This is a genomic window from Shinella sp. GW835-FHT14H05 (genome assembly GCF_058793575.1).
The window spans coordinates 578,993-598,227 of record NZ_JBXAFY010000001.1 but is presented as its reverse complement, the minus strand read 5'-3'; the positions used below and the strand labels follow the sequence as shown (position 1 = coordinate 598,227).

The following is a 19,235-nucleotide window of genomic DNA, read 5'->3' as shown; positions in this document are numbered from 1 at the left end:
GGCCATCGCTTGCTGCCCCGCGCCCGGACGTTCATAAAGGCTGGAGCCTATCGAACAGCCGCAGGGAGGCAGGATGAACCTCAAGGAATTTGCCGCCCGCATCGGCCTTTCCCCCACGACGGTAAGCCGGGCGATGAGCGGTTATCCGGAGGTGAAGCCGCAGACACGGGCGCGTGTGCTGGAGGCGGCTGAACGGCTCGGCTACCGCCCGAACATCAGCGCGCAACGGCTCGCCACCGGCCGGGCGGGCGCGATCGGCATCGTTTTCCAGGGCGGCGGGCGCTTCGGGCCGCATTCCAGCGAGTTCATGGGCGGGCTTTCCACCCGCCTGCAGGAGGATGGCATCGACATTCTCGTGTCGACCGTCGAGACGGAGGCAGACGAGGAAGCTGCCTATCGCCGGCTTGCTGCCAGCAAGCGGGTGGATGCGGTAATCCTGCACATGCCCGCCTGCACGGACGCCCGTATTACGCTTCTGCAAGCGCTGGACCTGCCCTTCATCGTGCATGGGCGAAGCGCGGCGCAAAAACCCTTCGCCTTTCTCGACATCGACAATTTCGGGGCGATCGAGACGGCGACGAAGCATCTCGCCGGGCTAGGCCACCGGCGCATCGCCCTCATCAACGGCGACACGGTGAGCACCTATGCGCGCGACCGCGACGACGGATTTCGCGCAGCACTCGCGGTCCACGGCATCGCCGTCGATCCGGCGCTGATCGGCCATGGCGAATTCACCGACGAGACCGGTTTTCGCCTCATGCAGTCTTTCCTGGCGCAGCGCCCTGCCCCGACCGCCGTCATTGCCGGGTCGATGATGTCGGCGCTTGGCGCCATGCGGGCGATCCGCATTGCGGGGTTGACGGTCGGGCAGGACGTCTCCCTCATCGCCCATGACGACGTCTTCCCCTATCTGAGCCCGGACAATCTCATGCCGGCCGTCACCACGACGCAATCGCCGATCCGCGCGGCAGGCGCGCGGATCGGCGACATGGTCTTGCAGTTGTTGCAGGGCGAAGCGCCGGAGCGGTTGCAGGAGGTCTGGCCGGTCGATTTCCTCGTGCGCGGATCGACAGGCTCTGCCCCGGGCTGAACCTCAGACCTTCCGTTCGCAGCGGTCCTTTTCGGTCTCGATGGCAAGGTCGAGCACCTTCTGGAGCTCGGCGGCGTGGCGGAAGCCGGGCTCGATCCTTTTGCCGGCGGTCACGGCGGCGGCGAAGCGCTGGTAGTTGGTCGGCACCGTGCCGGCATCTAGCTCCCGCCAGACCGCCTGTTCGACATCCTCGCCGAGGCAGCCGCGCAGGCGCGAGCCCTCGGTGGAGTGGAGGACTTCGAGGGCACCCCTGTCGCCATGCATGCGCAGGCGCAGCTCGTTCAGATGCCCGGTCGCCCAGCGGCTGGAATGGATGACACCGAGCGCGCCATTGGCGAAATCGACGGTCATGGTGAAGCTGTCATTGGCATCGAGGTCGTATTCGCCGATGCGGTTTTCCGGCGCTTTGTCGAAGGCCTTCAGCCGCGCGAAGACGTGCTCCACCTCGCTTGCCGCGCCATAGCTCGCAAAGTCGAGGATGTGGATGCCGACATCGCCGAGCACGCCATTCGAGCCGTGCCGGGTGGACAGCCGCCAGAGCCACTGGCTTTCCGTCGCCCAGTTGCCCCAGGCCTTCGAGACGAGCCAGCTTTGCAGATAGGAGGCCTCGACATGACGCACATGGCCGATCTCGCCGGCGAGCACCATCTCGCGCGCCTTCTGCAAGGGGGCGACGTTGCGATAGGTGAGGTTCACCATGGTGACGAGGCCGGAGGCGTCGGCGGCGCGCGCCATCTCATCCGCCTTGGCGTAGTTTTCCGCGAGCGGCTTTTCGCACATGACGTGTTTTCCCGCCGCCAGCAGCGCCAGCGTCGTCGGGTGATGCGCACGGTCGGGCGTCACATTGGTGGCGGCGTCAAAGCCGTTCCAGGCGATCGCGTCCTCCAGCGAGGTGAAGACATTGGGAATGCCATGCGTGTCGGCGAAGGCTTTGGCCCGCAACGGATCGACATCGACCGCGCCGACCAGCTCGACGCCCTCGATTGCGGAAAAATGCTGGGCATGGCTGTTCGCCATGCCGCCGGTTCCAAGGATGAGAAGACGCATAATAGGCCTCAGCGGTAACCGGCTTCGCCGGCTTCATGCAGCTTGGGGCCGCGCTCGACGATCGGCTCCAGCGCGTTTTCCACCGGCACGTTCGGCGCATCGTGGATCGCCGCGTAGGTGCCCTGCGGGTTGAAGGCCCATTTCACGCCGTTGCCGAGCACCTTCTGCACGGTAGCATCGTGATAGGTCGGATAGGTCTCGTGGCCGGGGCGGAAGTAGAAAATGTTGCCGGCACCGCGGCGCCAAGTCATGCCGGAGCGGAACACCTCGCCGCCGGCGAACCAGGAGATGAAGACCGTTTCCAGCGGCTCCGGCACGGAGAACTGCTCGCCGTACATTTCCTCGTTTTCCAGCACGAAGTTTTCGCCAAGGCCTTCGGCGATCGGGTGGCGCGGGTTGATGACCCACAGGCGCTCGCGCTCGCCGGCCTCCCGCCATTTCAGCGCGCAGGGCGTGCCCATCAGGCGCTTGAAGATTTTCGAGAAATGGCCGGAATGCAGCACGAGCAGGCCCATCCCCTCCCAGACGCGCTTGGCGACGCGCTCGACCACCGCATCGTCCACGGCACCGTGGTCCTTGTGGCCCCACCAGACGAGCACGTCCGTCTCGGCAAGCCGCGCCTCGCTCAGGCCGTGCTCCGGCTCCTGCAAGGTCGCCGTCGTGGCACTGATCGCCGGATCGCTGTTGAGCGCCTCGGCGATCGTGTTGTGCATGCCGTTCGGATAGATCGAGCGCACGATCTCGTTCGTCTGCTCGTGGATGTTTTCACCCCATACGATGGTGCGTATAGCCATGTGCCATTCCTCTTAAGCCGGAAATTGAAACCGCTTTCAATTTGCCGGAATCGATTAAGACCAGACCCGCTTCTTGGCAAGCGGGGGGCCTGTCGATTCCGGCTGCCTTTCAGTGGAATGTCGATTTGGAGAAAAGGTTCAGCACAAGCACGCCGGCAATGATGAGGCCGAGGCCGAAAAGTGCTGCCGGATCGAGCTTCTGGCCGAAGGCGAAATAGCCGACGGCCGAGATCAGCACGATGCCGAGACCGCTCCAGATGGCGTAAGCAATGCCGACCGGCACGTAGCGCAGGCTCCAGGACAGGAAGAAGAAGGCGATGGCATAGCAGACGATCATCGCGGCCGTCGGCACGACGCGGGTAAAATGCTGCGCGGCCTGCATGGCCGAGGTGCCGAGCACTTCGAAGATGATGGCGACGACGAGGGCGGCATAGACGAGGGGCAGGCTCATGACGTGTCTCCGGCGCGCATCGCGCCAATGGGCGCCTGCGGGCGCGAAGTGTTGGATCAGGAGCGCGAAAGCGCGAGCAGCCGGCCCAGCATGGCGGTGCGCGTTTCGGCGTCCAGTGTCGGCGCGCCGAGCAGGTCGGCGAGCCAAAGGCCGTCCACGGCATAGCGGACGAGCACGGCATCCGGCGAAGAATCCGTGCCGATGTTTTCCGCGAGATGCCGCTCGACCCATTGTCGCCAGCGTTCCCGCAGGTGCGGCTCGGAAATCAGCGCGATGGTCAGCACCTTCCATTGCTCGCTGTCGTCCATGCCTTCCGGCACGAAGAACACCGCGACATAGGCCCGGGTAAAGCGCCCTTTCGGCTCCGGGTCGGACTGCATCTTTTCCGCCAGCACCCGGTCGAGCTTTTCTGTCAGGTCGCTGAACAGGCCGTCGAGCAGCGACAGCTTGTTCGGGAAATGGTGCAGCAGGCCACCCTTGCTGACGCCGGCAGCCTGCGAGACTGCATCGAGCGTCACGCTTCCCGGCCCCTTCTCCAGCGACAGCCGCGCGGCGACCTCCAGCAATTGCTGGCGGACGGCTTCCGGGTGCTTCTTGCGGTGATGTGCCTTGCTCATGCTAAAAACATACCGTCTGGACGGTTTCTTGTCAATCCGTCAGAAACGCGCGCTTCGTCGCAGGCAAAAGGCCGCCATTGCCTGCCGGATGGCCGGGCGCTAAGACCGGAGAAACGGGAAAGCGGCGATGGCGGATACGACCGGCGGCGAGGAACGGCAGGGCGAGACGATCACCCTCTATGAGGCGATCGGCGGCGATGCGGGCGTGCGAGCGCTGACGCACCGTTTCTACGAGTTGATGGACACGCTCCCGGAAGCGGCACGCTGTCGCGCGATCCATCCGCCGGATCTCTCCGGAAGCGAAGAGAAGTTCTACGAATACCTGACCGGCTGGCTCGGCGGACCGCCGCTCTATACGGACAAGCGCGGCCACCCCATGCTGCGACGCCGGCATTTCGTAGCATCGATCGGGCCGGCGGAGCGGGACGAATGGCTGCTCTGCTTCGGGCGCGCGCTGGAGGAGACCGTGCCGAGCGAGGGCTTGCGCACCATCATCCTCGAGCCGGTGACCCGCCTCGCCCACCACATGCAGAACCAGGAATAGGAACCCCGATGTCGTTTTCGCTTCGTTCGACGACGCTGCTCGTCGCCGGTCTGATGGGTATCACGGGCGTCGTCACCGCGGCTGCCGCGTCGCACGGCAGCGACCCGCGCCTGATGGCCGGCGCCTCCGCCATGTGCCTCGCGCACGCCCCGGCACTAATCGCGCTTTATGCCGCGTGGCCGACCATGCGGATCGCCCCGCTTGCCGCCCTGCTGCTCGCCGTCGGAACCGCGCTCTTTGCGGGCGACCTCGTCTTCCGCCATACGGCCGGCCACGGGCTCTTCCCGATGTCGGCGCCGACCGGCGGCGTGGTCATGATGGCGGGCTGGCTGGCGGTGGCGCTTGGTGCGTTCCTGCCGCGCAAGGAAACCTGATCAGCTCTTCGGAATACGGCCGAAACGCAGTAGGTTGCCGTGCGGATCATGGATGTAGAACTCTTCCATGTTCCAAGGCCGCACCGCCATCGGCGTCAGGCTGGGCACCGCGCGTGCAGTGAATTCGCGGTGCAGGTCTTCAATGCCGCCACCGCGAAGGTAGACGGTCGTGTTCTCGCAGAGCGACCGGTCATCGACGAGCGCGAAATGCAGCTCCATGCCGGCCACGCGGCGCAGGATGAGGTAGTTGTTCGCCTCGTAGACGACCTCTTCGAAGCCGAGCTGCTTCGTATAGAAGGCCTTGGTTTCCTGGACGTCGAGCGACGGCAGGACGGGCAGGACCTCGACGCGGTCGGGATCGTCGAGCACGCTCATGCGCCCTCGACCACGCTGAAACCCTCGAATTTCGGCGGACCGAGATAGATGCCCTTGTCGGCCGCCGCATTCTTGTGCGCCTGCCGGAAGTTTTCCGATTTCGTCCAGGCGATGAAATCGTCCTTGCTCGCCCAGATCGAATGGGAGGCGAAGAGGGTGAAGCCCTCTTCCGCATTGGTATCGCCACGAAGCAGGTGGAAGGACTGGAAGCCGGGGGTGCCCGCCAGGCTGGAATCCCGCCCCTTCCAGATATTCTCAAAGGCCTCTTCGTGGCCGATTGCGATCCGGAAACGGTTCATGGCGAAGAACATGAGAACACCTTGATGTCAGAGCGAATCCCGCCGCACGCGGCGCGGCACGGGGAAGGCTACGACATTGTCATTGCGTGCTTCAAGGGCGGATGTGCCCTCGAAGCTCGCCGTGCGCGACGGCGGGCGGGCGTTCTGGACCGGGAATTCCGTGACATTCTCGGTTTCGAGCACCTCCGCACGACGCGTCAGCAGGGCGTAAAGTTCCGGCACAAGGCCGTCGCCGTTCTGGGCGGCCAGCTTGTGCAAGCCGATCATCATGAAGGCTTCGGGTCTTTCGTCATTCACTGCGCAGTCTCTCCCTGGCTCATGCTCTGCAGGGCACGCTCGAAGGAGGATTTGCTGCCGTTGCGCAGCGGCACGAAGGCCTTTTCCCACTTCTTGCAGCCCGTCTTCACGCGGATGCAGGCATCATGGCTGATACAGTCGATGGGGCAGAAGACGCAGTCGACCGAGGGCAGCACATTGTCGATGCGCGATACCGCTTCGCGCAGGCCGCCATCGTGATGGATGAGGTTGGCCCCGTAGGAACTGGCGATCTGGCGCAGGTGCGCCACCTGGCAGTCCCGGCCGCCGACATAGAGGAAGCTGCGCCCTTCGAGCGTCGCCTTGCTGTCCGCCTTCTGGGCCGCGTCGTCCTGGTGGCCGCGGGCCTGCTGCTGCTGCCTGTGCTTCTCGCGCATCGCCTTCCTCTCCGCTTCGCCGGTCCGGCGCTTGATCTTGGTGACTTCCACGCTGCGTGGCGCCTGCGGCACCCGCATTTCGACGCGCGGGGCAACGGCGGGCACGTCCGCCACCGTGGTTTCCGGCGCGGCCGCGACCTGCTTCCTGAGTGTGGCGACCTGGCGTTCCAGGTCCGAGATGCGCCGGTCGCGCTCGGCGATCATCGATTTCAAGACCGCTTCCGCGCGGCCTGCAGTCACGTAATTCATGCAAGTTCCCCTTTGGCACTCCGCATCGCGAAGCCTCAGTCACGGGCAACCTACAAAACCTGAGTTTGAGAGTAAAGTATAAACATGACTACGAAAGTCATATTTTCGTGCAAAAATTCCCGCCATCGCGCTCATGGCGGGAATGCGCGTCTCAGTTGAAGACGATCGGCACGTTGAAGGCCCAGGACGAGCGCCCGGCAGCCTCGGGAATCTTGGCAAAGGGTGCGGCGCGCTGCACCGAATCGACTGCCGCCTTGTCGAGGGCCGCGCTGCCGGAGCTGCGCGCCACGCGGATGCCGCTCGCCTGGCCGCTGGAGCCGACCGTGAAGCTCACGACCACACTGCCGCGATCGCCGCCGGAGACGCGGCGCTTGGCGCGGTTGATCTTGTTGCGCACCTTGCCCGGATAGTTGCTGACGGCGGCATTGCCGGCCGCGGACGAATTGCCCTTCTTCTGGCCGCCGACCGCCGCGGTCTTCACATCCGCCGAGCCGTCGACCTCGCCCTTGGTGGCGTTCTGCTTGGCCTTGCCCTTCTCGCCGGCCTTCTTGACCGGCTTCTGCTTGGGCTTCTTGCGCTCGACCTTCTTGACCGGCTCTTCCTTCTTCACTTCCGGAACGGGCTCGATCGCTTCTTCCGGCACGATTTCCGGCTTGATCTCCGGAACCGGGATGGCGGCGATCTCCACCTCGGCGGATGGCACGAGCAGTTCCTCGACCGGCTCGGAAACGATCGGGTCGGTGGGCTGCACCATCTCCGTCACTTCGGGCTCGATTTCGGTCGGCTGGATTTCCGCCACTTCCTGCGGCACCGGCTCGGTGATGTCGGGCTGGATCGTCTCGGGCGTGATCGTATCTTCGGGATTGCCGGATTCCACCGCCTCGAAGGCGCCGTTGCCGAGCATCGCCACTTCCGCGACGACGCCGCCGGCGATCAGCGCCTGCTCTTCTTCAGGCGCCGGCGCCATGGTGAGGATTGCGGCGGCCGTGGCGTGCGCCAGCAGGGAAAGGACGCCTCCGCCAACCCAGAGCCACTTGCTTCCAGACATGATATCACCCGTCATTCCGTTTCATGCACCGCAGCGCCTCATGCGCCGCGAACGCGATACTCATCCTTCAAGGCTGGCCGTCGCCTTGCTGCGCGTGACGATGCCGTCCATGCAGCGGCCCTTCTCCAGGCCCTCGCCTTCGCAGACCGGCGCATCGTTGATCAGCAGGTTCTTCACCGTCTCGCACTTGATGCCCGGCACGTCGAACTGGCGCACCTTGGACTTGCCGGCCGGCAGGTCGCGGAAATCCAGCAGCGCCAGGCGCTCGACCGTGCCCTTGTCGTTGAAGATGACGAATTCGAAGGAGACCTTCGAGACGTTCTGCGCAAAGCCGTTGGCCGCCACGAAGGTGAAGAGGCAGCCCTTCTGCGAGCTTGCGAGCGCGTTGAGCTCGACGTCCAGCCCCTTGGGCGCATCCTGCGCTGCGGCATGCGTGATGGCGGCAGCAGAAAGCATCGCCGAAAGAAGAATGGTGCGTACGGTCATTGGCCCGCCTGTTTCATACCGGTTTTAAGGTCGGCCGAGAGCGCCGGCCGCGGTCGTTCCTGCCGGCTGCCTCACACAAGAATTAACATCCCATTGTGGCGCCGGTATTGCGTGCATAGATAAATATGAGTAATGAAGTCAAGATAGTAAACGCAAAATCCCCGTCAAACCCCTGTTCCGGCAACTGAATTTACCGTGAAGGGCCGGCGTGGCAGACATTCGATCAAGGCCGAGCAATGAGCAACACGACCCGACCGACCCCCGCCGAAATCCGCGCCTTCCGCGCCGAGAACCCCAAAATGCGCGAGCGCGACATCGCCGCCCAGCTCGGCATTTCGGAAGCCGCGCTCGTTGCGGCCGAAGTCGGCCTGACGGCGGTGCGCATCGACGGCGACGCCAACCGTTTCCTCGAGCGCTCGGAAGCGCTTGGCGAGGTCATGGCGCTGACGCGCAACGAGAGCGTGGTGCACGAAAAGATCGGCGTCTTCGAGAAGATCACCACCGGCAAACATGCCTCGATCGTGCTCGGCGAAAACATCGACCTGCGCATCTTCCCGGGCACCTGGGCGCATGGCTTCGCGGTCACCAAGACGGATGGCGACCAGGTGCGCCGCAGCCTTCAATTCTTCGACAAGGCCGGCGTCGCCGTGCACAAAGTGCACCTGCGCCCCGCCTCCGATCTCGAAGCCTATGAGGCCATCGTCGCCGACTTCCGCCTGGAAGACCAGTCGCAGGATTTCGTCGAGGTGGTGTCCCAGAAGGTCGACGACACCGGCCCGGTCGACGTCGCAGTCCTGCGGGAAGGCTGGGCGGCGATGACCGATACCCACCAGTTCTTCAGCCTGCTGAAGAAGCTGAAGATCGGCCGCCAGGATGCCGTGCGCAGCGTGGGCGAGGATTTCGCCCATGAGGTGCGCGCCGATGCCGTCGGCGACCTGATGCGCGCCGCCGCCGAGCGGGATGCCGACATCATGTGCTTCGTCGGCAACAACGGCACGATCCAGATTCACACCGGTCCGGTGAAGAACATCCAGCCGATGGGGCCGTGGCTCAACGTCATGGACCCGACCTTCCACATGCACCTGCGCATGGACCACATCGCCGAGTGCTGGGTGGTACGCAAGCCGACCGTCGACGGCCATGTCACCTCGCTGGAGGCCTATGACGCCAGCGGCGAGATGATCATCCAGTTCTTCGGCAAGCGCAAGGAAGGCATGGTGGAACGCACCGACTGGCGCGAGATCCTCGACGGCCTGCCGCGCCCCGACAGCGTCGCCGCCTGAGGAACAAGCAATTCCAGCAAAAGTGTGAAGCGGTTTTGCTTGCCGAGAATTGCGTCAAAACAAAGAGACAGAGTGTTTTCGCGTTTCGTGAAAACACTCTTGCGACCCGTTAAGGAACCGACCATGAGCAAGAGCTTCGATTTCCGCCGCGCCCGCCCATGGGAAGTGGCCCTCACCGTGTTTGCCCTGTCCGCCCCCCTTCTGCTGCCGCTGGCGGGCACCGGCTCGAACGGCTTCATCCGCAAGGCCGTTGCGCAGGAAATGCAGCAGGTCGACAGCTCGAAACTGGTGGCGATCGGCGGCGCGGTGACGGAAATCGTCTATGCGCTCGGCGAAGGCGGCCGTCTCGTCGCCCGTGATTCCACCAGCACCTTCCCGGAAGACGCGCTGAAGCTGCCGGATGTCGGCTATATGCGCCAGCTCTCGCCGGAGGGTGTCATCGCCGTCAACCCGACCGCCATCCTCGCCGTCGAAGGCAGCGGCCCGCCGGATGCGCTGGCCGTGCTGAAGAGCGCCGGCATTCCCTTCGAGACCGTGCCGGAAGGCTATGACCGCGCGGCGATCCTGAAGAAGATCGACGTCGTCGGCAAATTCCTCGGCGTCGCCGACAAGGCCAAGGAACTGGAAGCCACGGTCGCGGCCGATCTCGACGCGGCGATTGCCGACGCCGCCAAGCTGCCGGAAAACGAGCGCAAGCGCGTGCTCTTCATCCTCTCCTTCCAGAACGGCAAGGTCATGGCCGCGGGCGGCCACACGGCGGCCGACGGCATCATCGGGCTTGCTGGTGCGATCAACGCGACCGAAGGCGCCTTCGAGGGCTACAAGCCGCTCACCGACGAGGCGATCATCAAGGCCAAGCCCGATGTCGTCATGATCATGACGCGCCCCGGTGCCGGCAGCAGCGACGAAGAGATCCTCGCGCATCCGGCGATCTCGGTGACGCCGGCCGCCGCCAACAAGGCGATCCTGCGCATGAACAGCCTGCACCTGCTCGGCTTCGGCCCGCGCACCGCCTCCGCCATCCGCGACCTCAACAAAGAACTCTACGGCAATGTCTCTCAATGATGTCGTGCGCGGCTCCGTGCTGACGCGCTCCGTCCAGTCCCGGCATGCCGGCGACCGGACGGCGATCGCGCGACTGACGCTCGCGGCCCTCGTCCTCGTCTCGATTGTCGCGCTCGCCTTGTCGATCACGACCGGCGCCTCGGATGCCTCCGCGATCAACGTCATCGGCGCGCTGTTCAGCGGCGCGGAAGACACGGCGCTCAGCATGCGCGACCGCATCATCGTCTTCGACATCCGCATGCCCCGCGCGCTGCTCGGCTTCCTGATCGGCGCCGCACTCGCGATGTCCGGCGCGGTCATGCAGGGCCTGTTCCGCAATCCTCTCGCCGATCCCGCCCTCGTCGGCATCTCGTCCGGCTCGGCACTCGGCGCGGTGCTGATGATCGTGCTCGGCGCCAGCCTGCCGGCCGGGGTGATGATCGCGCTCGGCGCTTTCGCCCTGCCGCTTGCCGCGTTTGCCGGCGGCCTGCTCACGACGCTGCTGCTCTATCGCATCGCAACGCGCGGCGGCCAGACCTCCGTCGCCACCATGCTGCTGGCCGGCATCGCGATTTCCGCACTTGCCGCCGCCATCACCGGCATCCTCATCTACATGGCCGACGACAAGCAGCTGCGCGATATTACCTTCTGGAGCCTCGGCTCGCTCTCCGGCATGACCTGGGCAAAACTCTTTGCCGCAGGCCCCATCATGCTGGTGGCCCTTCTCGTCGTGCCCTTCCTGTCGCGCGGCCTCAATGCCATCACGCTCGGCGAGGCCGCCGCCTTCCACATGGGTGTGAAGGTGCAGCGGCTGAAATATATCGCGGTCGTCGCCGTTGCCGGCGCGGTCGGCGCCTCGGTCGCCGTTAGCGGCGGCATCGGCTTCGTCGGCATCGTCGTGCCGCATCTGCTGCGCATCGTCATCGGCCCGGACCACCGCTACCTGCTGCCGGCCTCAGCGCTGTTCGGCGGCGTGCTGATGCTCGGCGCCGACATGCTGGCGCGCACCATCGTCGCCCCCGCCGAATTGCCGATCGGCATCATCACGGCGCTGGCCGGCGCGCCCTTCTTCCTCTGGGTGCTGCTGCGCGACCGCACGCGCAACGGCTGGTAGGACAATGATCACCGCAAAGAACCTCACGGTCAGCCTGTCCGGCAAGACCATCGTGCATGGCGTGGCGCTCGAAGCTAAGGCCGGGCAGCTTACCGCCATCGTTGGCCCGAACGGCTCCGGCAAGACGACGACGATGAAGGCGATTGCCGGCGAACTGCCGAGCAAGGGCGAGATCACCATCAACGGCCATGCGCTGGGGGCACTCGAACCCTGGCAGCTCGCCGTGAAGCGCGCCGTGCTACCGCAGGCCGCCACCATCGCCTTCCCCTTCACGGTGCGCGAGATCGTCCGCCTCGGCCTTACCGTCGGCCCGAACCGCCATGCGGAGCGCATCGACGCCATTACCACGGAGGCGCTCGCCGCCGTCGATCTTTCCGGTTTCGCCGGTCGCTTCTACCAGGAGCTTTCGGGCGGCGAGCAGCAGCGCGTGCAGCTCGCCCGCGTGCTCTCGCAGATCTGGGAACCGGTGCTCGACGGCGAACCCTGCTTCCTGATGCTCGACGAGCCCGTCTCCGCACTCGACATCCGCCACCAGCTGACCATCATGCAGCTTGCGCGGCGTTACTGCGAGGGCGGCGGCGGGGTGATCGCGGTCATGCACGACCTCAACCTCACCGCCATGTTCGCCGACCACATGGTGATGATGCGCGCCGGCCGCATCGAGCGCGCCGGCCGGCCCGCCGACGTCATGACCGACGATGCGATGGAAGCCGTGTTCGGTTGCCGCATGCGCATCAACGGCGTGCCCGCCACCGGCGTGCCCTTCGTGCTGCCGCACACCGCTTCGGCCTGATTCTCCAGCGCCTTACGGAACTTTTTGCCCCGCCCCACGTTTCCTGCCCCGGAAAGACCGTTCCGCCAAGGGGGTGGAGCGCTGTTCGGCCCGCGCACCGCGCGGGCGACCGCAAAAGGAGAAACGGCATGGCCACCGGATTGTTTTCATCGCGCAGCAAGAGCCTGCGCAACGGCCTTCATCACGACGACGCACAGGCCGTCGAGGAGCAGATCGCGGAACTGCGCGACGAGATCGCGTCTCTCGCCAAGCTGCTCGCCAGCGACGCATCGGACGGCGCAAGCGGCATTCGCAAGAAGGCTCGCGCGGTCAAGGCGCAGGCGAGCGACGCCGCGCATGACCTGAAGGACCGCGCACAGGGCGACATCCGCGACATGATCGCCGCCGGCGAGGACATTCTGGCAGAGTTCCAGACGCGCTACCAGGATTCCGGCCGCCGCGCCCGCAAGGCCGTGAAGGAGCATCCGCTCGCCACGCTCGGCGTCGCGGCTGCCGCGGGCTTCCTGCTCGCCGCACTTCTGCGTCGCTGATTCCATCCTCGCACGTTTCAGGGACGCCATCCGGCGTCCCTTCCTGATTTCCGGAGCGCCATAGCATGCTGTCACTGGGGGCCATTCTCATGCAGAACCTCGTTACCCGCGTCACGGACCGGGTGGACGAGACGATGGACATTGCCAAGCGCAATGCGATCGCCGGCCTGATTATCGGCCTCCTGCTGATCACCGCCTATGTGCTCGGCGTGGTCGCGACCGCCGTGCTGCTTGCGCAGCACTACGGCACCGTGCCGGCCCTTTTCGGCCTTGCCGGCGGCTTCCTGGTGCTTGCGCTGATCGTGCTTGCGGTTGTCGCCATGCGCAACAAGCGCGAGCGTGAACTGCGCCGCATCCGCCGCGATCAACTGGCGGCGCGCCGGGACCTGATGGCTGCCGCCGCCACCGTCGCCGTGCGAAAACCCTTCGCAGCAACGGCCGTGGCCCTCGCGCTTGGCTTCCTGCTCGCGCCCAAATCCCGCCGCGACGACTGATTTTCCTGACTTCTTAGAGCTTAGAGCGGCATGCGGATGACGGCCGTGACGCCCTTCGGCAGATACTCGACATGCACGCTGCTGCCGAGGATCTTATCGAGGCTGCGCTCGATCAGCACCGAGCCGAAGCCGCGGCGGCCTTCCGGCTTGACCGGCGGCCCGCCGACCTCGTGCCACGTCATGTTGAGCACGCGCTGGCCGTCCTCGTTCAGGACACGCGCGGTGATCACCACCTTTCCGCTGCGTAGCGACAGGCCGCCATATTTGCGGGCATTGGTAGCAAGCTCATGCAGCACGAGGCCAAGCCCGACAGCCTGGTCCGGCCCGAGCTCCACCTCGTCCTTGTGGATCTCCACCTGGCTTTCATAATCCATCGCATAGGGCATGATCTGCTTCTGCAGCAGCATTTTCAGATGGATGACACCCCACTCGTGGTCGCTGAGCAGGCCGTGCGCCTCGGAGAGCGATTGCAGCCGGCCGGCAAAGGCATCCATGAACTCGACCGGGTCGCTCGTCTGCCGCAGCGTCTGGCGCGCCAGCGATTGCAGCATGGCGAGCGTGTTCTTGACCCGGTGGTTGAGCTCGCGCAGCAGGAGGCGCGTGCGCTCGGAGGCGAGCTGCCCGTCGGTCACGTCGACATTGATGCCGAGAAACACCGTCGGCTTGCCATCCGCGTCCCATTCATGCACGCGGCCGCGCCCGAGCAACCAGCGCCCGGATTTCGCGGCCCGGAACAGGCCGTCATATTCCTTGCCGGAGGCGAGCGCATTGCGCAGGCGGCCGATGGTGACCTTGCGGTCCGCCGGATGCACTGCGGTGAAGAATTTGCGCGCGCTCATCGGCTGTGCCGGCTTAACGCCGAGCATGCGGTAGAAGGTCTCGTTGCCGGAGACGATGCCCGTCGAGATATCCCACAGCCAGCTTGCGACATTGGCCGCATCGAGCGCCAGCGCATGGCGCTTTTCGTCGCGCGAGAGAACTTCGGCCGCCAGCGCACGCCGCCGCGCCTCCTCCTTTAGCCCGAGCAGCGAGGTGGCGAGTGACGCCAGTTGCTTCAGGCGCGGCAGGAGATCGGGGGAGACGCGCGGATGCGGCTTCACGTCGAAGACGCAGACCGTACCGATCGGCTGCCCGCTGACGACGATCGGCACGCCGGCATAAAAACGCAGATGCGGCTCGCCGGTCACGCTCGACAGGCCGGCAAAACGCGGGTCCTTGGTGGCATCGGCGACGACCAGCGGTTCGTCGAAATTTTCGGTGATCAATCGCACACAGAAAGAATCCGCCGAGGGCGCTCGGATCTCCCGCGTGCCCTCGCGCGCCAGGAACCACTGGTCCGTACGGCCGAGAATGGTGACGAGGGCGATCGGCGCGGAAAACAGCCCCGCGGCAAGTCCAGCGATGTCGTCGAAATCGGGATCGGGGCCGAGAAAGACCGGCATCACAGCCTCAAGCGCCGCCAAACGGTCTGGCGCGCCCAGAACCGCTTCAAAATCGGACGGTAGTGGCTGAACGTTATCCTTCATACACTTTCGGTAAGCGATTCCACGTCCCATTTCACCAGCCAGTCATGCCGGCAGACGCAGATTCGTCCCAATCCCCTCAATCTTTCCGCCGCCCGTCATCATGACAGGCGGCGTTTGGTAGAATTACGATGCGAAGGCGCGCGACGTGATCGGCGCCGAAATGGCATCCGGCCCGTAGTCACCCTCGCCGCTGACTTGCAAAAGCTCCTGCAAGCGCTGGCGGGCCCGGTTCACGCGGCTCTTGATTGTGCCGAGCGCGCAGCCGCAGATTTCGGCCGCCTCCTCGTAGGAGAAGCCGGAAGCGCCGACGAGGATGATCGCCTCGCGCTGCTCGTCCGGCAGCTTTTCGAGCGCCTTCTTGAAATCCTGCATGTCGAGCGAACCATATTGCGAGGGATGCTGCGCGAGGTTCTCGGTGAAGATGCCGTCGCTGTCCTGCACTTCGCGGCCGCGCTTGCGCAGCTTGCTGTAGAGTTCGTTGCGCAGGATCGTGAAGAGCCAGGCCTTCATGTTCGTGCCCATCTCGAACTGTTCCTGCTTGGCCCAGGCCTTCATGATCGTGTCCTGCACGAGGTCGTCCGCCTGGTCGTGGCGGCCGATCAGCGAAATGGCGAAGGCGCGCAGGCTGGGAAGAACTGCGAGGAGTTCACGCTTGAAAGTCGTCTGTCGCTGTTCCATCTCGTCCTCACTCGGCCCGTTGAACGCTGTTTTCGACAGCATCCAGCTTTTCGAGAAGATCCAAGAACCGTTGGGGAAGCGTCTCGTCCTGTACCGAATGGTAGAATGCACGAAGTTTTGTCGCGATCTGTGCATTGGGATCATCCGGCCTCTTTCGAGGCTTGGCGGCATTCGTTTTATGTTCCACGCTATTCACTCTTGGCCACTTTCATTGTTCATCGCGCCCTAGTGACGAATTCGGCTTGGAAATGCCCCGCAGCAAAAAAGGTTCCATGCTTTGGAACTTAAATTTGGTTCCCGCGTTCAAACCGTCAACTGCAATTGCAGCAATTTAAGAACAGGGGACCAATCATGCCGATTTCCGACCGCATCGGACCGCACCTGCCGGCGCTGCGCCGTTACGCACGCGCCCTCACGGGCACCCAATCCTCCGGCGACGCCTATGTGGCCGCCACGCTCGAAACGATCCTCATCGATCCTTCCGTCATGCCGGAGGGCGAGGACGACAAGGCGAAGCTCTTCGGGCTCCTGAGCCGCATCATTTCTTCCCTCCCCGTTTCGATGAGCCGCCGCGCCGGCGCCATCGCGCCCGGCCGGGAAGCGCCCTTCGACCTCTCCGGCGTTCCGCCGCTCGGCCGCCAGGCGCTGCTGCTCGCGACCGTCGAAGGCTTCTCGGTGGAACGGACCGCGGAAATCCTCGAAGCGGAAACGACCGCCATCCGCGCCCTGCTCGACGCCGCCTTCGCGGAAATCGCCGCCCAGGCACAGACCGGCATCATGATCATCGAGGACGAGCCGCTGATCGCACTCGACCTCGCCCACATGGTCAATGGCATGGGCCATCGCGTCACCGGCATCGCCCGCACGCAGGCCGAAGCCGAGACGCTGTGGAGCGACAGCCGCCCCGGCCTGGTCCTTGCCGACGTGCGGTTGGCCGATGGCAGTTCCGGCATCGACGCGGTCAACACCATCCTGTCGCGGACCGACATTCCCGTCATCTTCATCACCGCCTATCCCGAACGGCTCCTGACCGGCGAGCGGCCGGAACCGGCCTTCCTCGTCTCGAAACCGTTCAATCCGGAGCAGGTGAAGGTCCTGATCAACCAGGCCCTTCTCTTTACCCCGCAAGCGCGCGCCGCGGCTTGATCTAGCTCCCGGATGGCCGCAGCGGCGGCGCGGCCGGCGGCGGTGGGAGGCACGCCCACCGCCGCCTTCGCTTTTTCTAGTGTTCGTCACCCGCACAAAAGAAAACAGCCAGCGCCTGGGAGGCACTGGCTGCTTGAGTATCCACGGACCGGAGGGGGACACGGTATCGTGGTCGATCACCAGTCGAGGGCCTCGCATTTGGGGGATATGCGCAGACCGGTGACGACACAAAAACACGCGACAACGGATTTGGTTCCGCCGGGCTGCAAATTTTTTTGATCTTTTTATTCGATCGTTTCGAGCTCTGCCCGGTGCCGGTAAAGCGCGAGGAAACGGCGGTAATCCCGGTCGTAGCGACCCTTCACATCCGCCCTATATTCGCTGCCGCCCGGATACATGCCGGCACCCGCCGCCGGAAGATCGGCATAAAGCCCGCCCGCCACCGCCGCGACCATCGCCGTTCCGAGCAGCACGGCATCGTTGGTATCCGCCACGACGACGCGGCAGCCGGTGACGTCGCGGTAAAGCTCCATCAGCAGGGGATTGCGCACATGGCCGCCGGTGACATGCAGCGTATCGAGCACGTAGCCGCAGGCACCGAGCTTGTCGAGAATGTGCCGGATGCCGAGCGCGATGGCGACGCACGTGCGCCAGTAGAGCCGGCAGAGCCCGTCGAAGGAGGCATCGAGCGCCAGCCCGCTGATAACGCCCAGCGCATGCGGATCGGCGAGCGGCGAGCGGTTGCCGTGAAAATCCGGCAGCACATGCAGCCGGTCGGCGAAAGCCTCGCCCTCCTCCTGCTGCATTTCACGGATGCGGGCGACGATGCGCGCATGGTTTGCCGCCGAAGGCTCGCCGCCGGCGCTGTGCAGGCGCACGATATGATCGAGCAGCGCCCCCGTCGCCGATTGCCCGCCCTCGACCAGCCACCAGCCCGGCAGCACCGCCTCGTAATAAGGCCCCCACATGCCGAAGCCGAATTTCTTCTCGCGCGAGAAGGCGACGATGCAGCTCGACGTGCCGCCGATCAGCGCCAACTGTCGCTCCAGCTTCTCCGGCTGGCTGGCGAAGGGGCCAAGCACGCCGAACGTGCCGGCATAGGCGTCGATCAGGCCGGTCGCGACAACGCAGTCCGTGTCAAGCCCGAGGTCGCGTGCCGCCTCTGCCGTCAGCCGCCCGATCGCCTCGCCCACCGCCAGCGTCTCTTCGGGCAGCGAGCCGCGCTCGCGCAGGTCCTCCAGCCCGATCGCCTGCAGGAAACTTTCGCTCCAGGGCTTCTCCTCATGGGCGAGGTAGTTCCATTTGCCCGTCATCGTGCAGCGCGACCGCGCATTCGAGCCGGTCGCCCGCCAGGTGATGAAATCGGCAAGATCGAAGAAGAAGCCGGTTTTCGCCCATTGCTCCGGCCGGTGGCGCTTCAGCCACATCAGCTTCGGCATCTCCATTTCCGGCGACATGACGCTGCCGGAATGGGCGAGCACCGGATGTTTGGTCGCGGTGCAGATGTCGGCTTCCTTCAGCGCGCGATGGTCGAGCCAGACGATGGTGTCCCAGCGCGCCTCCTCGCCACCAGAAACGGCAAGCGGCTGGCCCTGCCTGTCGCGCACCACCAGCGAGCAGGTCGCGTCGATGCCGAGTGCTGCGATGCGCGACGCCGCGACGCCCGCAACCGCAAGTGCTGCCTTCAGCGAAATGCAGACCGCCTGCCAGATGTTTTCCGAATCGTGCTCGGCGTGGTCGGGGCTGGGCCGGCGCATGGCGATCGGGTGTTCGGACCGCCCCAGGAGCGTGCCGCTTCGGTCGAACACGCCGGCGCGGGCACTGCCGGTGCCGATGTCCACCGCAACGATCAAATCGCGCATCAATGCTCTTTCCCGTCGGCCTCTTCCGTGCGGACAAACTGTAACAATTCCCGCATGTCGTCAAACAGGGCGTCGGGGTTCAGGCTGAGAAGCGTATCGCGATGGCGCGGCGTGCGGGCATGGGAGCCGCCGGTGAAGGCGACGACGCGCATGCCAGCGGATTTCGCCGCCGAAATGCCGGCCGGGCTGTCTTCCACCACGACGCAGTGTCCGGGCGCGACACCCATCGCGGCGCTCGCATGGAGAAAAAGGTCGGGCGCCGGCTTGCCGCGCGCCACCATGCTGGCACTGAAAATGTTCGGCTCGAAACGGTCGATCAGGCCGGTGACGGTGAGCGACAGGCGGATGCGTTCCGGCTGGCTCGACGAGGCGACGCAATGGGCGATGCCGAGCCCGTCCACCGTCTCGGCAATGCCCTCGATCGGCTGGAGTTCGGCGCGAAACCGATCGTAAAGCACCTTGCGCATGGCTTCGAGAAAGGCCGCGTCGATCGCCAGGCCGTATTCGTCATGCAGGATTTCCGACATGCTCTTGAGGCTGCGGCCGAGGAAGCGGTCGTGCGCCTCCTCCTCGCTCATCGCAACGCCGGCCGCCGCCAATGCCTCGACCAGCACCGTAAGCGATATCGGCTCGCTGTCGACGAGCACGCCGTCGCAATCGAAGATGACCAGTTCTGTCTTGGTGGCGGCCATGGTTTTC

The 19,235-nt window shown here is 65.0% G+C and carries 25 protein-coding genes; 10 read left to right on the top strand and 15 right to left on the bottom strand.

Going from position 1 to position 19,235, the window contains the following annotated elements; genetic code table 11:
• Window positions 1-73: 73 nt before the first annotated feature.
• Window positions 74-1,090 (top strand): LacI family DNA-binding transcriptional regulator, encoded by a 1,017-nt coding sequence (locus AC1Q6Z_RS02885; protein ID WP_492646658.1) that lies wholly within the window; start codon window positions 74-76, stop codon window positions 1,088-1,090.
• A gap of 3 nt (window positions 1,091-1,093) precedes the next feature.
• Here AC1Q6Z_RS02885 and AC1Q6Z_RS02880 read toward each other — a convergent pair whose 3' ends face one another.
• From AC1Q6Z_RS02880 to AC1Q6Z_RS02865, 4 genes are all read right to left on the bottom strand, one after another.
• Window positions 1,094-2,137 carry a Gfo/Idh/MocA family protein gene (locus tag AC1Q6Z_RS02880; protein ID WP_492646657.1) on the bottom strand — a complete coding sequence of 348 codons (1,044 nt, stop codon included), beginning with the start codon at window positions 2,135-2,137 and terminating at the stop codon, window positions 1,094-1,096.
• An 8-nt stretch (window positions 2,138-2,145) separates the two neighbouring features.
• Window positions 2,146-2,931: a ThuA domain-containing protein gene (locus AC1Q6Z_RS02875; protein WP_492646656.1), complete on the bottom strand. Its 786-nt coding sequence runs from the start codon at window positions 2,929-2,931 to the stop codon at window positions 2,146-2,148.
• Window positions 2,932-3,040: 109 nt separating this feature from the next.
• On the bottom strand, window positions 3,041-3,382 hold the full coding sequence (locus AC1Q6Z_RS02870) for a DMT family transporter (protein ID WP_492646655.1): 342 nt from the start codon (window positions 3,380-3,382) through the stop codon (window positions 3,041-3,043).
• Window positions 3,383-3,438: 56 nt separating this feature from the next.
• Window positions 3,439-3,999 (bottom strand): TetR/AcrR family transcriptional regulator, encoded by a 561-nt coding sequence (locus tag AC1Q6Z_RS02865; RefSeq protein WP_435266097.1) that lies wholly within the window; start codon window positions 3,997-3,999, stop codon window positions 3,439-3,441.
• 127 nt (window positions 4,000-4,126) lie between these two features.
• Between AC1Q6Z_RS02865 and AC1Q6Z_RS02860 the strand changes: the two genes are divergently transcribed.
• Both AC1Q6Z_RS02860 and AC1Q6Z_RS02855 read left to right on the top strand, forming a co-directional pair.
• Window positions 4,127-4,543 (top strand): group II truncated hemoglobin, encoded by a 417-nt coding sequence (locus AC1Q6Z_RS02860; RefSeq protein WP_492646654.1) that lies wholly within the window; start codon window positions 4,127-4,129, stop codon window positions 4,541-4,543.
• A gap of 8 nt (window positions 4,544-4,551) precedes the next feature.
• Window positions 4,552-4,917 carry a DUF423 domain-containing protein gene (locus tag AC1Q6Z_RS02855; protein ID WP_435266099.1) on the top strand — a complete coding sequence of 122 codons (366 nt, stop codon included), beginning with the start codon at window positions 4,552-4,554 and terminating at the stop codon, window positions 4,915-4,917.
• Here AC1Q6Z_RS02855 and AC1Q6Z_RS02850 read toward each other — a convergent pair whose 3' ends face one another.
• The 6 genes from AC1Q6Z_RS02850 to AC1Q6Z_RS02825 all read right to left on the bottom strand — a co-directional run bounded on the left by AC1Q6Z_RS02850 (window position 4,918) and on the right by AC1Q6Z_RS02825 (window position 8,066).
• On the bottom strand, window positions 4,918-5,292 hold the full coding sequence (locus AC1Q6Z_RS02850; protein ID WP_492646653.1) for a bleomycin resistance protein: 375 nt from the start codon (window positions 5,290-5,292) through the stop codon (window positions 4,918-4,920). It lies immediately after the preceding gene.
• Window positions 5,289-5,603 (bottom strand): heme-degrading protein HmuQ, encoded by a 315-nt coding sequence (hmuQ, locus tag AC1Q6Z_RS02845; protein WP_439624258.1) that lies wholly within the window; start codon window positions 5,601-5,603, stop codon window positions 5,289-5,291. Before hmuQ ends, AC1Q6Z_RS02850 begins: the two co-directional genes overlap by 4 nt.
• A 15-nt stretch (window positions 5,604-5,618) precedes the next feature.
• A complete protein-coding gene (locus AC1Q6Z_RS02840; RefSeq protein WP_435266102.1) occupies window positions 5,619-5,888 on the bottom strand; it encodes a hypothetical protein in 270 nt (89 codons plus the stop codon).
• Window positions 5,885-6,283 (bottom strand): DUF2325 domain-containing protein, encoded by a 399-nt coding sequence (locus AC1Q6Z_RS02835; RefSeq protein ID WP_256121128.1) that lies wholly within the window; start codon window positions 6,281-6,283, stop codon window positions 5,885-5,887. Before AC1Q6Z_RS02835 ends, AC1Q6Z_RS02840 begins: the two co-directional genes overlap by 4 nt.
• Window positions 6,284-6,683: 400 nt before the next feature.
• Entirely contained in the window at window positions 6,684-7,580 is an 897-nt protein-coding gene (locus AC1Q6Z_RS02830; RefSeq protein ID WP_256121117.1) for an energy transducer TonB family protein, read from the bottom strand.
• Between the two features lie 60 nt (window positions 7,581-7,640).
• Window positions 7,641-8,066 carry a hypothetical protein gene (locus AC1Q6Z_RS02825; protein ID WP_435266103.1) on the bottom strand — a complete coding sequence of 142 codons (426 nt, stop codon included), beginning with the start codon at window positions 8,064-8,066 and terminating at the stop codon, window positions 7,641-7,643.
• A gap of 236 nt (window positions 8,067-8,302) precedes the next feature.
• Here AC1Q6Z_RS02825 and AC1Q6Z_RS02820 point away from each other — a divergent pair, with 236 nt between their 5' ends.
• The 6 genes from AC1Q6Z_RS02820 (at window position 8,303) to AC1Q6Z_RS02795 (ending at window position 13,324) form a co-directional block, all read left to right on the top strand.
• Window positions 8,303-9,349, top strand: coding sequence for a hemin-degrading factor (locus AC1Q6Z_RS02820; RefSeq protein WP_492646652.1), 1,047 nt, complete (start codon window positions 8,303-8,305; stop codon window positions 9,347-9,349).
• 123 nt (window positions 9,350-9,472) lie between these two features.
• Window positions 9,473-10,414: a heme/hemin ABC transporter substrate-binding protein gene (locus AC1Q6Z_RS02815; RefSeq protein WP_492646651.1), complete on the top strand. Its 942-nt coding sequence runs from the start codon at window positions 9,473-9,475 to the stop codon at window positions 10,412-10,414.
• Window positions 10,401-11,507 carry a FecCD family ABC transporter permease gene (locus AC1Q6Z_RS02810; RefSeq protein ID WP_492646650.1) on the top strand — a complete coding sequence of 369 codons (1,107 nt, stop codon included), beginning with the start codon at window positions 10,401-10,403 and terminating at the stop codon, window positions 11,505-11,507. The genes AC1Q6Z_RS02815 and AC1Q6Z_RS02810 overlap by 14 nt, the downstream gene beginning before the upstream one ends.
• Window positions 11,508-11,511: 4 nt before the next feature.
• Entirely contained in the window at window positions 11,512-12,300 is a 789-nt protein-coding gene (locus tag AC1Q6Z_RS02805; protein WP_492646649.1) for a heme ABC transporter ATP-binding protein, read from the top strand.
• A gap of 128 nt (window positions 12,301-12,428) precedes the next feature.
• On the top strand, window positions 12,429-12,830 hold the full coding sequence (locus AC1Q6Z_RS02800) for a glycine zipper domain-containing protein (RefSeq protein ID WP_492646648.1): 402 nt from the start codon (window positions 12,429-12,431) through the stop codon (window positions 12,828-12,830).
• A 65-nt stretch (window positions 12,831-12,895) separates the two neighbouring features.
• Window positions 12,896-13,324, top strand: coding sequence for a hypothetical protein (locus AC1Q6Z_RS02795; RefSeq protein WP_492646647.1), 429 nt, complete (start codon window positions 12,896-12,898; stop codon window positions 13,322-13,324).
• A gap of 20 nt (window positions 13,325-13,344) precedes the next feature.
• Here AC1Q6Z_RS02795 and AC1Q6Z_RS02790 read toward each other — a convergent pair whose 3' ends face one another.
• The 3 genes from AC1Q6Z_RS02790 to AC1Q6Z_RS02780 form a co-directional block, all read right to left on the bottom strand.
• Window positions 13,345-14,850, bottom strand: coding sequence for a sensor histidine kinase (locus AC1Q6Z_RS02790; protein ID WP_492646646.1), 1,506 nt, complete (start codon window positions 14,848-14,850; stop codon window positions 13,345-13,347).
• A 123-nt stretch (window positions 14,851-14,973) separates the two neighbouring features.
• On the bottom strand, window positions 14,974-15,528 hold the full coding sequence (locus tag AC1Q6Z_RS02785; protein ID WP_256121108.1) for an RNA polymerase sigma factor: 555 nt from the start codon (window positions 15,526-15,528) through the stop codon (window positions 14,974-14,976).
• A 7-nt stretch (window positions 15,529-15,535) separates the two neighbouring features.
• A complete protein-coding gene (locus AC1Q6Z_RS02780) occupies window positions 15,536-15,715 on the bottom strand; it encodes a NepR family anti-sigma factor (protein WP_256121107.1) in 180 nt (59 codons plus the stop codon).
• 164 nt (window positions 15,716-15,879) lie between these two features.
• Between AC1Q6Z_RS02780 and AC1Q6Z_RS02775 the strand changes: the two genes are divergently transcribed.
• Window positions 15,880-16,674, top strand: a complete 795-nt coding sequence (locus AC1Q6Z_RS02775) for a response regulator (protein WP_439624238.1) — start codon at window positions 15,880-15,882, stop codon at window positions 16,672-16,674.
• A 284-nt stretch (window positions 16,675-16,958) separates the two neighbouring features.
• Here AC1Q6Z_RS02775 and AC1Q6Z_RS02770 read toward each other — a convergent pair whose 3' ends face one another.
• Together AC1Q6Z_RS02770 and AC1Q6Z_RS02765 are read right to left on the bottom strand one after the other, a co-directional pair.
• Window positions 16,959-18,536 (bottom strand): FGGY-family carbohydrate kinase, encoded by a 1,578-nt coding sequence (locus tag AC1Q6Z_RS02770; RefSeq protein WP_492646645.1) that lies wholly within the window; start codon window positions 18,534-18,536, stop codon window positions 16,959-16,961.
• The gene (locus AC1Q6Z_RS02765; protein ID WP_492646644.1) at window positions 18,536-19,228 is read right to left on the bottom strand and encodes an HAD family hydrolase; all 693 of its coding nucleotides are present in this window, start codon (window positions 19,226-19,228) and stop codon (window positions 18,536-18,538) included. The genes AC1Q6Z_RS02770 and AC1Q6Z_RS02765 overlap by 1 nt, the downstream gene beginning before the upstream one ends.
• Window positions 19,229-19,235 lie beyond the last annotated feature (7 nt).

Excerpts from the sequence above, each read along its gene's own strand:
- AC1Q6Z_RS02885 (WP_492646658.1), top strand. The coding sequence starts at position 74 with ATGAACCTCAAGGAATTTGCCGCCCGCATCGGCCTTTCCCCCACGACG.
- AC1Q6Z_RS02880 (WP_492646657.1), bottom strand. The coding sequence starts at position 2,137 with ATGCGTCTTCTCATCCTTGGAACCGGCGGCATGGCGAACAGCCATGCC.
- AC1Q6Z_RS02875 (WP_492646656.1), bottom strand. The coding sequence starts at position 2,931 with ATGGCTATACGCACCATCGTATGGGGTGAAAACATCCACGAGCAGACG.
- AC1Q6Z_RS02870 (WP_492646655.1), bottom strand. The coding sequence starts at position 3,382 with ATGAGCCTGCCCCTCGTCTATGCCGCCCTCGTCGTCGCCATCATCTTC.
- AC1Q6Z_RS02865 (WP_435266097.1), bottom strand. The coding sequence starts at position 3,999 with ATGAGCAAGGCACATCACCGCAAGAAGCACCCGGAAGCCGTCCGCCAG.
- AC1Q6Z_RS02860 (WP_492646654.1), top strand. The coding sequence starts at position 4,127 with ATGGCGGATACGACCGGCGGCGAGGAACGGCAGGGCGAGACGATCACC.
- AC1Q6Z_RS02855 (WP_435266099.1), top strand. The coding sequence starts at position 4,552 with ATGTCGTTTTCGCTTCGTTCGACGACGCTGCTCGTCGCCGGTCTGATG.
- AC1Q6Z_RS02850 (WP_492646653.1), bottom strand. The coding sequence starts at position 5,292 with ATGAGCGTGCTCGACGATCCCGACCGCGTCGAGGTCCTGCCCGTCCTG.
- hmuQ (WP_439624258.1), bottom strand. The coding sequence starts at position 5,603 with ATGTTCTTCGCCATGAACCGTTTCCGGATCGCAATCGGCCACGAAGAG.
- AC1Q6Z_RS02835 (WP_256121128.1), bottom strand. The coding sequence starts at position 6,283 with ATGCGCGAGAAGCACAGGCAGCAGCAGCAGGCCCGCGGCCACCAGGAC.
- AC1Q6Z_RS02830 (WP_256121117.1), bottom strand. The coding sequence starts at position 7,580 with ATGTCTGGAAGCAAGTGGCTCTGGGTTGGCGGAGGCGTCCTTTCCCTG.
- AC1Q6Z_RS02825 (WP_435266103.1), bottom strand. The coding sequence starts at position 8,066 with ATGACCGTACGCACCATTCTTCTTTCGGCGATGCTTTCTGCTGCCGCC.
- AC1Q6Z_RS02820 (WP_492646652.1), top strand. The coding sequence starts at position 8,303 with ATGAGCAACACGACCCGACCGACCCCCGCCGAAATCCGCGCCTTCCGC.
- AC1Q6Z_RS02815 (WP_492646651.1), top strand. The coding sequence starts at position 9,473 with ATGAGCAAGAGCTTCGATTTCCGCCGCGCCCGCCCATGGGAAGTGGCC.
- AC1Q6Z_RS02810 (WP_492646650.1), top strand. The coding sequence starts at position 10,401 with ATGTCTCTCAATGATGTCGTGCGCGGCTCCGTGCTGACGCGCTCCGTC.
- AC1Q6Z_RS02805 (WP_492646649.1), top strand. The coding sequence starts at position 11,512 with ATGATCACCGCAAAGAACCTCACGGTCAGCCTGTCCGGCAAGACCATC.
- AC1Q6Z_RS02800 (WP_492646648.1), top strand. The coding sequence starts at position 12,429 with ATGGCCACCGGATTGTTTTCATCGCGCAGCAAGAGCCTGCGCAACGGC.
- AC1Q6Z_RS02795 (WP_492646647.1), top strand. The coding sequence starts at position 12,896 with ATGCTGTCACTGGGGGCCATTCTCATGCAGAACCTCGTTACCCGCGTC.
- AC1Q6Z_RS02790 (WP_492646646.1), bottom strand. The coding sequence starts at position 14,850 with ATGAAGGATAACGTTCAGCCACTACCGTCCGATTTTGAAGCGGTTCTG.
- AC1Q6Z_RS02785 (WP_256121108.1), bottom strand. The coding sequence starts at position 15,528 with ATGGAACAGCGACAGACGACTTTCAAGCGTGAACTCCTCGCAGTTCTT.
- AC1Q6Z_RS02775 (WP_439624238.1), top strand. The coding sequence starts at position 15,880 with ATGCCGATTTCCGACCGCATCGGACCGCACCTGCCGGCGCTGCGCCGT.
- AC1Q6Z_RS02770 (WP_492646645.1), bottom strand. The coding sequence starts at position 18,536 with ATGCGCGATTTGATCGTTGCGGTGGACATCGGCACCGGCAGTGCCCGC.
- AC1Q6Z_RS02765 (WP_492646644.1), bottom strand. The coding sequence starts at position 19,228 with ATGGCCGCCACCAAGACAGAACTGGTCATCTTCGATTGCGACGGCGTG.